Source organism: Cobetia sp. PDI-23MA (assembly GCF_059507735.1).
Window position 1 is genome coordinate 3,737,616 of record NZ_CM183352.1, and the last position, 12,106, is coordinate 3,749,721.

Genomic DNA, 12,106 nt, shown 5'->3' on the forward strand with positions numbered 1-12,106 from the left:
CCTGCCGCCTCAGCGAGCGATGTCTTCCTTGAGATAGTCGATCAACACGAGCATGTCGCCCGGCATCTCGGCGCGGAATTCGACTTCCTTGCCCGTGATCGGGTGGATGAAGGCGAGACGGCGGGCATGCAGTGCCTGACGCGGGAACTGGCGCAGCAGCTCCTTGAGCGGGTCACTGGCCCCCGGCGGCAGCTTCAGACGCCCGCCGTAGACCGGGTCTCCAACCAGCGGATAGCGCTGGTGCGCCATGTGCACGCGAATCTGGTGGGTACGCCCGGTTTCCAGCTTGCAGCGGATATGGGTGTGGCCTCGGAAACGCTCCACCACGCGGAAGTGGGTGACCGCCGGCTTGCCACTGTGAGTGACGGCCTGACGCTTGCGGTCCTTGGGGTGACGCCCGATGGGCGCATCCACGGTGGCACCGGAGGTCAGCACGCCCGTGACGACGGCATCATACTCCCGCGATACGGTACGGGCCTGCAGCTGCTCGACCAGGTCCGCCTGGGCGGTCAATGACTTGGCCACCACCATCAGTCCGCTGGTGTCCTTGTCGAGACGGTGCACGATACCGGCACGCGGCATCATGGAATTGCCCGGGCAATGATGCAGGATGGCGTTGAGCAGCGTGCCATCGTGGTTACCCGCGCCCGGGTGCACGACCATGCCGTGTTCCTTGTTGATGACCAGCACGTCGTCGTCTTCATAGACGATCTCGAGCTCGATATCTTCCGGCTCGTGGCTGACTTCCTCTTCAAGCTCGGCGGTCAGGGCCAGACGTTCACCGCCATAGACCTTCTCGCGGGGTTTGACGGCGGCACCGTCGAGGGTCAGCGCACCGGTCTTGATCCAGTGCTTGAGACGCTCGCGGGAATAGTCGGAGAAGATCTCGGCGCAGGCCTGATCAAGGCGCATGCCGATCATCGCCTCCGGGATCCGCTCTTCGCGGTTGATGGTGTCTGCCATATTGCTCTCTGAGGCCGTTTCGCACGAAAGGGCCTTTGCTTTATAGTGAGTGCGGATCGGCGGATTCTAGCATGCCCGCCATGGATTGCCCGAGATGAGGAAACCGATGCGCGCCCTTCCCTTGACTGCCCTCGCCCTGGCCAGCACCTTGCTGGCTGGCTGTGCGTCCAACGAGCCGGCACCGGATCTTCAGGAGCAGGACCTGTATCGTCAGGCCCAGGTTTCTCTGGATACCAGCCGCTTCAACTCCGCTGTGCAACAACTTGAAGCCCTGGATACTCGCTTCCCGTTCGGCAGCTACGCCGAACAGTCGCAGCTGGAGCTGATCTACGCCTATTACCAGGTCGACAACTGGGAGGCGGCACGCGCCGCGGCCAGCCGTTTCATTCGCCTGCACCCCGATCACCCGCAGGTCGATTATGCCTACTACATGCGTGGACTGGCAGCGTACAGCGCGGGCCGCTTCAGCCTTGAATCCCTAGATCTGATCGATATTTCCAAGCGTGACCTGGGCGCGACACGCGATGCCTACGTCGACTTCGGTGAGCTGGTACGTCGCTTCCCCAACAGCACCTACGCGGCAGATTCCCGTCAGCGCATCATCTATCTGCGCAATGTACTGGCACGCGGCGAGCTGCAGACAGCCGATTTCTACCTGCGCAAGCAGGCCTATCTGGCTGCCGTGAAGCGTGGCGAGTGGGTCATTGAGCACTACCCTAACACTCCTGCCACCCGCGATGCGCTGGCCGTGATGGTCGAGGGCTATCTGGGCCTCGGTCTGCGTGACCGTGCCAGCGAGACGCTCAAGGTGCTAATCCAGAATGATCCGGACAATGAACGTCTGGATGGCCGTACCTTCGAGCCGCGTTACGTGAAGGCTGACGACCTGACGGTCTGACGACTAGCTGGCGCCACCATCGAAAAGCCCGTGATCGATGATCACGGGCTTTTTCGTGCTGCCAGCATGGCCAGAATCGTCGAATTCAGGCGATTTCAGCGTCTTGCGCAAAGAATCCGCAATCCCTGATACCGGACATGAGTTGCCTCAATCGCCGGCCACCCAGCCATTGACGATCGGGTAGCGGCGGTCCCGCCCGAAGCCGCGCGGCGTGACACGCACACCCACCGGCGCCTGACGACGCTTGTACTCGGTACGGTCGACCAGACGCACCACGCGATAGACATCCTCTTCCTCGAAGCCAGAGCGGATGATCGCCTCGGCGCTCATGTCACCCTCGATGTAGTGGGTGAGAATCGCATCCAGGGTGTCGTAGTCCGGCAGCGAATCGCTGTCGAGCTGGTCTTCGGCGAGCTCGGCGGACGGCGGGCGCGTGATGACGCGCTCCGGAATCGCCGGGCCCATGGTGTTGCGCCAGTTGGCGAGACGGAACACCCAGCTCTTGTAGACATCCTTGAGCGCGTTGTAGCCGCCGACCATATCGCCGTAGAGCGTGGCGTAACCCACCGCCATCTCGCTCTTGTTGCCGGTGGTCAGCACCATCAGGCCCTTCTTGTTGGAGATGGCCATCAACAGCACGCCACGGCACCGCGATTGCAGATTCTCCTCGGTGGTGTCGCGCTCGCTGCCAGCGAAGCTCTCCGCCAGGGTCTCGGTGAAGGCCTCGACCATCGGTGCGATGGGCATCACCTCATAATTCACGCCCAGCAGCCTGGCCTGCTCGGCGGCGTCTTCCTTGGAGATGTCCGCGGTGTAGTGATACGGCATCATCACGGCGTGCACGCGGTCCGCGCCCAGCGCATCGACGGCGATGGCCAGCGACAGGCCGGAATCGATGCCCCCGGAAAGCCCCAGCACCACCCCCTTGAAGCCACTCTTGTTGACGTAGTCACGCAGCCCGGTGACCAGTGCACAGTAGAGTGACTCCTCCGGCGACAGCAGCTCGGCGATCTCGCCGCTCTGCGGCGCCCAGCTGCCACCTTCCTCCTTGAGGAACTGCACCGGCATCAGGCCGACATCCCACCACGGCGCCTGCACGCAGGTCTTGCCGTCGGCATCGATGGCAGCAGAGCCCCCATCGAAGACCAGCTCATCCTGACCGCCGATCTGATTGACATAGACCAGCGGGCAATTGACCTCGGCGGCCCGCTCGGCGAACAGCTGATTGCGCTCGGCCGGCTTCTCCAGGTGATAGGGCGAGGCGTTGAGGCTGACGAGAATCTCGGCACCGGCATCGCGCGCCTGACGGACCGGCGTACCGTCCCACAGGTCTTCGCAGATGACGATGCCCAGACGGGCGCCGCGACACTCGACCACACACGGCTCGGTGCCCGGCGTGAAGTAGCGCTGCTCATCGAAGACCTGATAGTTGGGCAAGGCCTGCTTGGCATACTCGGCGATCCACTCACCATCCTTGAGCACGCCGGCCAGGTTGTAGCGCTTGCCGTCACGCATGCCGGGGTAACCGACGATGACCATCACGCCCGGTGTGACCTTCTTCGCCATCTGGGCGCGCGCCTCCTCGAGGCGGGATTCCATGGACTCGCGCAGCAGCAGGTCTTCCGGCGGGTAGCCGGTCAGACACAACTCGGGCAGCACTACGACATCAGCCTTGTGCTCAAGACTCGCTTCACGCACCGATTCGATGGCACGCGCAGTGTTGCCGGGAATATCACCGACCAGCGGGTCGAGCTGGGCCATCACCAGAGTCAGATCTTGCATGCGGTAAGGATCTCTCGATTGGCGGTTCGATAAGGGGCCAGTACACTGTGGCCAGACATCTGGCTCAGATCACTGAGCCGTGCACCGGCCCACCTGTCATCATGTTGGCCGCCATTGTCCCGCAAGGTCGCGCCGCTGGCAAAAGCCACGCGCGCCGCCTCATCTGGGAGTCATATAGGAATGAGCCTGTTGATCATCCGTCTGCTGGTTTTCGTCGCCCTGTTCTGGGCCGGCCTGCGCCTTTACCGCATGTATCGCCAATGGAAGCTGAGCCAGGACAGCCACAATGACGGCCAACCTGCCGAGCGCGAGGCGCAGAACATGGTGCGCTGCGCCTACTGCGATCTGCATCTGCCGGAAAATGACGCCATCCGCCATGAGGCGCTGCATTTCTGCTGCCAGGAACACCAGCAACATTTCCTCGACGAAGGACCGCGCAAATGATTCGCCACCGAGACGAGATGCTCGCTGGCGAACGACAACACACAATCCCTCAGGCCCAGCGGGTCTCGACGGCATCTGATGATGTATCCAGAGCAGCGATCTCGGTCAGCAGGGCCTCGGGCTGATAGGGGGCTGGGTCGATGATCGGTGTACGCCCGAGCAGTTGATCCGCCATCAGCCGGGTCGAGGCCGGCGCCAGTACCAGCCCGTTGCGGTAATGGCCGGCATTGACGTGCAGGTGGCGGCGTTCAGGCACGGCACCGATGAAGGGCGTGCCGGTCGGCGAACCGGGGCGCAGTCCCGCCCAGTGGTGCTCGACCTCACACTGCGCCAACTCGGGGATGATCTCGCAGGCGCTCTTGATCAGTGACTCGCGCGCCTCAAGGGTGGTCGCCTTGTCGAAACCGACCTCCTCCAACGTCGAGCCGGCCACGATACGGCCATCGCCCCGCGGTATCACATAGCGCCCATTCTTGAGCACTACGCGCTCCACCAGCCCCTTGGGCGCCTTGAACAGTACCATCTGGCCTCGTACCGGCCGCACCGGCAGCGCAAGCCCCGCCTCACTCAGAATCTCTCGACTCCAGGCACCACCGCAGACCACGACCTGGCCAGCAGACAGCACCGAATTGGCGGTCTGTACGCCGATGGCAGTGTCGTCCTGCAGCAGAATGCCCTGCACCGCGACATTCTCCAGCAGGCGCACGCGCGGGTGAGCGTCGAGCGCGGCGCGCAGTGACTTGCCCAGACGCGGATTGCGGATGCTGCCCAGCGTCGGCATCCACAGCGCCGATTCGCAACCGGACGCGACCGCCGGAGCCTTGTCATAGACGAAGTCGGCGTCCACGCGCGTCAGCGGCTTGGCATATTCCCGGGACCAGGCCAGTGCCTGCTCGGCATCCTCGACATTCAGATACAGCAGACCCTGCTGGCGATATTCGGGGTCGATGCCGGTGGTCTCGATCAGGCGCTCGGCCAACGTGGGATAGAAGCCTTCCGACCAGGCAGACAGGCGTGAGATGGGCGCGCGATAACGCCACGGATACAACGGCGAGACGATACCGCCGCCCGCCCATGACGCCTCACGCCCACACTGGCCTCGCTCGACCAGCGTAACCTCGGCACCGCCATCCGCCAGCTCCAGCGCAGTCAGCATGCCGATCACGCCACCGCCTACCACCACAAAGTCATTCACGCCTGTTCGCTCCTGCCATCAGCCCGGGAAAGGGGTCAAGAATACGCCGCCCGCAAGGCGGTGCAAGCGAGCCGCAGGCAATCCAGCATTGCGCCGAGTCTCCAGCATTGGCCACAGCCGAGCGATTCACGGCTACCAGCAGTCGCCGTCGCCTTCAGCCGTACGGCGCCCGGTACTACTCAAGCTCAAGGACTTGCACTCAGTATCGCGAGCTTGGACACCTGTCGCCGTCGCCTTGACAGTAAAAGCAGTTGCATTGCCATCAAGACTCAATGTGTAAAAGCCATCAGGCGACGTGGTCGCACGCCCCAAACCGTCATCATCACAGCTCGCGTCACCCCCGATACTGGATGAGTATTCACCACAGCGCGCCATGTAGCGCTCCTGCGCCTGTGCCAGCGACACCAGCGCGACATGAGCGTCCTCGCGGTGGGTACGTAGAACATGATTCTGGTAACTGGGATACGCGATGGCAGCCAGAATGCCGACGATGGCAACCACTATCATCAACTCGATCAGGCTGAAGCCTCGCCCTCTTCTATACGAACTTGACTGACTGTCTATACGTGCCGCAATGGCATGTTCAATCATGAGCATGTCCTGTCGTGAAACAGCCACCGCGGCAAGTTGCGGTGGCTGACATAAGCAATAAAAGCACACGCTTTACCGAGGCCTCAGCGCAGCTGGTACCAGGAGACACGGCCAGAGGTCGCAGATGTCTGTACATTGAGTTCAAACGGAGTAACCGTACCGGAGGCGTTGCCACTGGCCCCTGTAGCGACAAAGACATGATTGCCGATGCTGGCCAGGCCGCCAGGTTCACCTGACAGCTTGATGCTGATGAAAACCTCATCTGCAGCGGTGCCGTCCTGCGAAGTGGCAAGCGGAATATCGCCTGAATCGAAGACACCATCCTCATTGAGATCAAAGACCGGCACATAACTTGAGTTGCCACTGTCATAGGAGGGCAAGCCTGTCTGAGAATCTACCGCGATCAACCAACCACTGCTATTGGCTTCACAGAAGTTACTGCCGCCCCCGTCAGTGCGTGTTGCGACGACCAGCAGATTTCCCAGCAGACTGGCAGGCTGGACGACCTCCTCGCCATCATCGATGAGATCCAGATACCAGCCATAGCGGGAATCCTCGTCAACCAGTTGCTGCCCATAGTCGAAGCGCTTCCCATTCAACGTGCGCCCGATAATCTCACCCTCATGATATTCCAGCCCAGTGAACGCTCGCCGCTCAAGCTGTTCACGTCCCAGACCGAGATGCTTGCCATCATCCAGTACGGTATACAGACTCTGCTGGCTGGCCACGTCATCATCAATCGGGGTGTAGAGCTGCTCGCCCGTCCCGAATGAAATCAACAGATTGGGTTTGTCCATGGTATACGTTGCGCCTGAAAGTCGACTCAATGTCGGCTTGACCGTGATCGGCTGGACACTTCCGTCAGCACAACTCCCACCAGCACTTGCATCACACTTCGCTGTGAAAAGCAGGCTAGCCTTCCATTTGGAAGGGTCTTTCTCACTGAGATTGAACTTCCATAACCGCCCATTCATATCGCCGCCGTAAGCGAAATCAATCGTCCCGTTACTGTCGATATCCGCCACCTGAATACTGGTCAACTCTCCAGCAGCAGTGCCTCCAGCAAGCTTGGCGATACCCATGCCACTCTTCAGGTCACGCAGGAAAAGTGTGGCTGGAGCCAGATCGTTGTCAGGCTTCAAGCCATTGGGCACCAATAACGCCTGCTGACCATTGTTGAGCTTTCCGATATGCACATCACCATACACATGGCCGATATCCTTGTCCTTCAAGCCGCTGCCGGCAACGTCAGGCCCCAGCTCCCAACCAGCCAGACCAGCGGCAGAGACCTCACGCCCCTTGACGACATCGGTGACATTGAGCACGAAGACCCCACGGCCACCACCACCCAACCCGGAGGCTAGCCAGGTATTACCCTCGGACAGGGTCGTCACACGCGGTACGGCATCAACATAATAACGATGCTGGTAACCGGTACTTGCCAGATAACCGAGTCCTTCTCCATCTTCCTGGCTGAACAACAGCTCAGGAATATACGCGAACTGCTCATCACCAGATTCGAGATCAAAGGCATGCAACATGCCGTCATTGGCTCCCACAAAGACACTGCCCTGATCATTTCTGCCATCGCGAGTCACAACGACGGGCGAAGATCCAATGATATCTCCCAGCACACTACTCTGACGGGCACGCAGGCCCTTGCCCTCGAGTGCGCGACTCCCTTTGAGCCAGGCGACCACCGCCTCGCGTCCCTCACTTTTGCTCAGATCATCGGGCGCATAACGCTCCAGATCCTTCTGCTGAGCACTGGTGAGGTTGTCCGCTGAAAACACGACTGTGGAACCGTTACCCGCGGTATAGACCTTGCGGCTGGCGATTCCTGACTTATTGAGATTGGCCGTCAGCCTGTCCGATGCATTCCATCCAGGGGCCTCCTGATTTGCCTCGAATGTTCCGCTATCCACTACCTCGGCATCGGAACCTCCCTGAGACACGGCCGATACCGCCGTGACTTCACCCGACCAGCTGGCCGGCGAATAACTGGCCTGAAGCACCATGCCACCAGCTTCCACCTGCGCGGTACTCAGATTGGTCGCCACACCGCTGACACTCTCACCACGCGCCACGATATCTCGTGATATGGCTGCCAGCGCATCAACCAGCGCCGCAGGATCTGCAGCATTGAAGTAGAGGCCACCTCCATCTTCCGCAGCTTGCTTGAGGTCATCGATGGTGCTGGAAGTCGATTCCTGCACATATCCAGGTATGTCGCTATTCAGTCGAGTATTCCACCTGTCATCATCAGCTTCGACACCAAATGCGACGGTATAGGTCGTCATCACCTGGTTTTCATAACTACCACTACCCAATGATTCCTTGAGGTCCTTATTCGCGTAGTAATAGGCAACATCCGCTAATGTCGTTTTGCCTCCATATCCACCATTGGAGTAATACCAACGTCGCCCATCATTATTTGCATCTCCGATCGACTCAACACGAGTACGATCGCCACTGGTACTCTCGCGATTCCAGAAGCCATCCGTAACCAGGATAGTGAAATTTTGCTGACACATACCGCCCAAATCAGCACTCAAGATAGGTGAAGCATTACCGCTATAATATTCACCAGCACGGTAAAGTGCTTCACGTAATGGTGTGCCGCGGTAACTATTGACACTGCTAATTACACTGGTAGCAATGGCATCACGTATCTTGTCAAAGTGCGAATTGGTATTGACTGAAACTCCGCCCAGAAGCGAATTCAGCAGACCACCGACCGTATTCAGAAGCCTGGTAACGATGTCATCAACAGCCACCTGCTGAGCTGTACTAGCATCAGGGTTTATCGTCACGAAACCAGTACGATATTGTGTTCCTGTCAACAGTTCCAAGCTGGCAGCTTTACCCACACTCAAACGATCACGATAATAAGTAAACCAATTGGCATAATTATTCTGCTGCGAAGGTGTCAGATTCGCCACGCGGTTTGCCACACTGCAGTCGCTACCCGAATAATAAGTGAAGCCTCGCTTGACATCTGTCAAGTCAACGCGATTGCTAGAGATGTTACCCTTTGCATAATCAATCAATGCCCTTTTCGGGTTAATCTGAGGTGCTCTTTCACCCTCCGATGTCAACTTCCAAGGCTCATACACCATATTTGGATTATAAGCCTGTGAGTTTTTCGAAGAGCAAAAATATTTTCCCGAAAGCTTCTCGACATTCAGGTACCCATACCGACTGTAACTATAGTAATACTCATACTGTCCATATGAGACATATCTTTTACAACGTGTACGCCCACATAATCCTTCTGGCCTTGTACCATATAATTTGGTATAGCCTACTCCTGACTCCCCTCCCTCGAAGGTATCTTCAAAAGACATCGAGCCAGAATCGTCCAATAACAATAAGACATTGGGAGTCACGCCCACATTCTGGGTAATCGGAAGCTGAGAGAGAATGCGCGCATCATCCGCGGAAGCCGTGTCATTGGCTGTGGTGAAAAGCACCAGTCCATATACAGGCAACAGACAATAACGAAGGGAACGAGAGTCCATATAAAGCATCCTTACTGTGCCAGTACGATTTCGCTCTGCACGACTGCCAGAGCCTGGCGATCACTACCGCTCCAACCTGCTGCAGTAATGCGATATCCATTTTCAGGCAAGGCATTGTTCATATTATCGGCATTGAGAATGCCCTGAACCGTGCTGCCCAGGTACTCGATGATGTAATTCCCGTTCTCGTCATCCGTCAAATGACCGATACCGGCCCAGTCATCTGGAGCCAGCAGATCACTCGGCGCATCAACACCCGATACCGTCAGGTCGTAGAGTCCGTTGCTCTCTCCTGTCGAAAATTCGCCCAGTGAAATGCCACCACTTTCCAGCTGTTCCTCAGCCTCTTTCAACAATCCTTCAGCCCGTGCATAAGCGGTGTCATATTGCTGCACATTGACCGTCATACGGGTTTGCAACTGAGTATTTTCACTGCCCGACACAGCCATCATGCCCACGACTACCAGCATGACCAGGACCATCAGCAGCACCATACCACCTTGCTGGTGGGCCGAAGCATAACGAGGACTCATAAGCCAAGGTTCCGTGGGCTGAACGTCATGGAGAAGGTACGTCGCATGGTGCCACCAGCTTCGCCTTCAATCTGAAGTGAAGGCGGAGTGCTGAGCACCAGATCAAGGTGGATACGCCGAACTTGATCCCAACGGCCGGCGACTTCGCTGGCCGTCTGGTCAACGGCATAGCCGCTGCCTACGGCAAGGTCAAAACGAAGTTGTATCCCATTCACGTAACTGGCCAGCTCCTCTGCACATCCAGCTGCGGGACCATCACCTGATGCATTGTCCGAACTCAGGCAGAGCCGTTGCGGGTCGCTGCCGGTCGAGGCAAGCATTACCAGATACCAACGCTCGAAAGGGTAGACAAAAGGACGGGTTTGTTGATTGCCCCCATAGCCGTGTTGCAAGCCACTCGATAACGACAATTTGCCATCCTCACGACTACTGATAGTGTCAATGTCACCACTTTCGCAATCACTGATCATGACATAACTGCCCGGCGCCAGCTGATCGCCACTGAAGTTCTTCACGTCAAGGGAGCGATCTCCCTGGGCTGCCGAAGAAGACAACTGCCAACCACGTTGACCGTCACTGGCCAGAGCCAAGGCGGGAATCTGCATGGCAAGGCGATCATAGCTCATCCCGTCCTCAGTCACCGACTCAACGGCCAGTGGCTGAGCGTGAGTTCCCGTGTTGTCACTGACACTCGACCAGGGCGTACACCCCGAGAAGCCAATGTTACGCATGACTGGCTGCAGGCGATGTGAAACATGACGAGCACTTTCCTGAAGATAGGACAGTGCTTCTTGGGTCGTCGCGGTAGCGCGTGTGGTCAAGAAGTACTGAAGCGCCATACCAGTGATGAATAGTCCCAGCACCAACCCTAGCATCAACTCGACCAGGCCAATGCCTTGCTGGCGTCGGGGACTTCGCTGTCGGAACTGATGGTGACCGAATGATGGCTTCATGGGGTAACCCGGATCTGAAGTGTCTCAGTGAGTGTTTGGCTATCCCCACCTCCGGCACTCCCCTTGTCGGCTGCCGCTTGCCAGGAAAGGGAGAGATCAAGTTGGCCGCCACGTTCAGTGATAGTGCCTATGGACTCAGGTAAACGGCTAGTGGAAAGCCTTTGTTGCCAAGCCCAGACATCGTGGGCTGCCAGAGCATCATCATCGGTCAAGGCCTTCTGCTCAGTCGCCGTTTCCGTACTGCTCCCCGAATACCGACCTTCGGGATTTGCTTGAATACGCTCAGCCATGCCAACAAGCAGGATGCGCGCTTCAGTACGCGAAAAGCTTTCATTATTCGCCTGCAACGTTTCCATCTGCATCAATGCAAACCCGAGCAATGCAAGCCCCATCAACAGCACGGCAATCAATGCCTCGATCAGGCTGGTTCCTTGCTCGTTGGGCCGTACTGGACAGCATGCCTTATCCACAGCTCATTCCTCCGGCGCCATACGCCTCTGGCACCAGGCGGCCGATGATAGACAACCCCAGCTGACGATGAGCTTGTGATGCTGCATGGCCGCATATCAGAAGACGTGTTGTGCTGTTCACCGCGCCCTGGCTATCAAAGGAAATGTTTTTGCTAGCGATCTGCACTGAAGCACTGCCGGCATGTTCGCGCAGAACCTCAACCTTGTCGGAGTTGAAGTTGCTCATTGCATCTGCGGGGCTCCCCAGTACCACTGCCCAGCCATTGTTCCACGCAGTCGTATCTTCACAGCGACTACCATCACCACTGAGCGGACACACGGAAACCTGGCGCCCTCGAGTCACGGCGGTGCTCCGCGCATAGTTGAGAGCAGTGGTGAGTGTCTCGGTCGTGCTTGCAACCTCCTGACGGGTAATGAATCCCTGCCAGGCAGGCACAGCGACGGTCGAGATGATGGCCAATACCGCAATGGTGACCATCAGCTCGACAAGGGTAAAGCCATGCATCGCACGGCCCCACTTGCCAGAAAGTCCGGCAGCAGCCGAGAGGTGTTGCTTCGTTGACTCTTCCATTGGAATGATCCGAAAGATGACTAAAATGCAAACATTCGCAGTTAAGCAGTTGCGCATTCTCACTCAGCCGATACTTAACAACAAGATCAGGGGGCATGCACTCAAGAGTGCGTGCCCTGAAATACCATCACATGGTCAAAAAAAGCCCCGATCATCGAAGATCGGGGCTTTGGGGCTTGGCATGC

The 12,106-nt window shown here is 58.1% G+C and carries 11 protein-coding genes; 2 read left to right on the forward strand and 9 right to left on the reverse strand.

What is annotated here, in order from left to right:
• Nucleotides 1–9 precede the first annotated feature (9 nt).
• Nucleotides 10–963 (reverse strand): 23S rRNA pseudouridine(1911/1915/1917) synthase RluD, encoded by a 954-nt coding sequence (gene rluD / locus AC5WNJ_RS15850; protein ID WP_054556942.1) that lies wholly within the window; start codon nucleotides 961–963, stop codon nucleotides 10–12.
• A gap of 94 nt (nucleotides 964–1,057) precedes the next feature.
• On the opposite strand from rluD, the gene AC5WNJ_RS15855 reads away from it, so the two are divergent.
• The gene (locus AC5WNJ_RS15855; RefSeq protein WP_054556941.1) at nucleotides 1,058–1,861 is read left to right on the forward strand and encodes an outer membrane protein assembly factor BamD; all 804 of its coding nucleotides are present in this window, start codon (nucleotides 1,058–1,060) and stop codon (nucleotides 1,859–1,861) included.
• A gap of 147 nt (nucleotides 1,862–2,008) precedes the next feature.
• Here the strand turns inward: AC5WNJ_RS15855 and AC5WNJ_RS15860 are convergent, their stop codons facing one another.
• Complete coding sequence (locus tag AC5WNJ_RS15860; RefSeq protein WP_495930169.1) at nucleotides 2,009–3,643, reverse strand: NAD+ synthase; 1,635 nt, start codon at nucleotides 3,641–3,643, stop codon at nucleotides 2,009–2,011.
• A gap of 180 nt (nucleotides 3,644–3,823) precedes the next feature.
• Between AC5WNJ_RS15860 and AC5WNJ_RS15865 the strand changes: the two genes are divergently transcribed.
• Nucleotides 3,824–4,087 carry a PP0621 family protein gene (locus AC5WNJ_RS15865; protein WP_166020093.1) on the forward strand — a complete coding sequence of 88 codons (264 nt, stop codon included), beginning with the start codon at nucleotides 3,824–3,826 and terminating at the stop codon, nucleotides 4,085–4,087.
• A 49-nt stretch (nucleotides 4,088–4,136) separates the two neighbouring features.
• On the opposite strand, the gene thiO is transcribed toward AC5WNJ_RS15865, so the two are convergent.
• The 7 genes from thiO to AC5WNJ_RS15900 form a co-directional block, all read right to left on the reverse strand.
• A complete protein-coding gene (gene thiO / locus AC5WNJ_RS15870) occupies nucleotides 4,137–5,282 on the reverse strand; it encodes a glycine oxidase ThiO (RefSeq protein WP_495930170.1) in 1,146 nt (381 codons plus the stop codon).
• A gap of 132 nt (nucleotides 5,283–5,414) precedes the next feature.
• Complete coding sequence (locus AC5WNJ_RS15875) at nucleotides 5,415–5,873, reverse strand: type IV pilin protein (protein ID WP_495930171.1); 459 nt, start codon at nucleotides 5,871–5,873, stop codon at nucleotides 5,415–5,417.
• Nucleotides 5,874–5,956: 83 nt separating this feature from the next.
• The gene (locus AC5WNJ_RS15880; RefSeq protein WP_495930172.1) at nucleotides 5,957–9,394 is read right to left on the reverse strand and encodes a pilus assembly protein; all 3,438 of its coding nucleotides are present in this window, start codon (nucleotides 9,392–9,394) and stop codon (nucleotides 5,957–5,959) included.
• 11 nt (nucleotides 9,395–9,405) lie between these two features.
• Nucleotides 9,406–9,888: a pilus assembly PilX family protein gene (locus AC5WNJ_RS15885; protein WP_495930173.1), complete on the reverse strand. Its 483-nt coding sequence runs from the start codon at nucleotides 9,886–9,888 to the stop codon at nucleotides 9,406–9,408.
• 35 nt (nucleotides 9,889–9,923) lie between these two features.
• The gene (locus AC5WNJ_RS15890; protein ID WP_495930174.1) at nucleotides 9,924–10,880 is read right to left on the reverse strand and encodes a PilW family protein; all 957 of its coding nucleotides are present in this window, start codon (nucleotides 10,878–10,880) and stop codon (nucleotides 9,924–9,926) included.
• Nucleotides 10,877–11,350: a type IV pilus modification PilV family protein gene (locus AC5WNJ_RS15895; protein WP_495930175.1), complete on the reverse strand. Its 474-nt coding sequence runs from the start codon at nucleotides 11,348–11,350 to the stop codon at nucleotides 10,877–10,879. Before AC5WNJ_RS15895 ends, AC5WNJ_RS15890 begins: the two co-directional genes overlap by 4 nt.
• Nucleotides 11,343–11,921, reverse strand: coding sequence for a GspH/FimT family pseudopilin (locus AC5WNJ_RS15900; RefSeq protein ID WP_495930176.1), 579 nt, complete (start codon nucleotides 11,919–11,921; stop codon nucleotides 11,343–11,345). The genes AC5WNJ_RS15895 and AC5WNJ_RS15900 overlap by 8 nt, the downstream gene beginning before the upstream one ends.
• Between the last annotated feature and the right edge of the window lie 185 nt (nucleotides 11,922–12,106).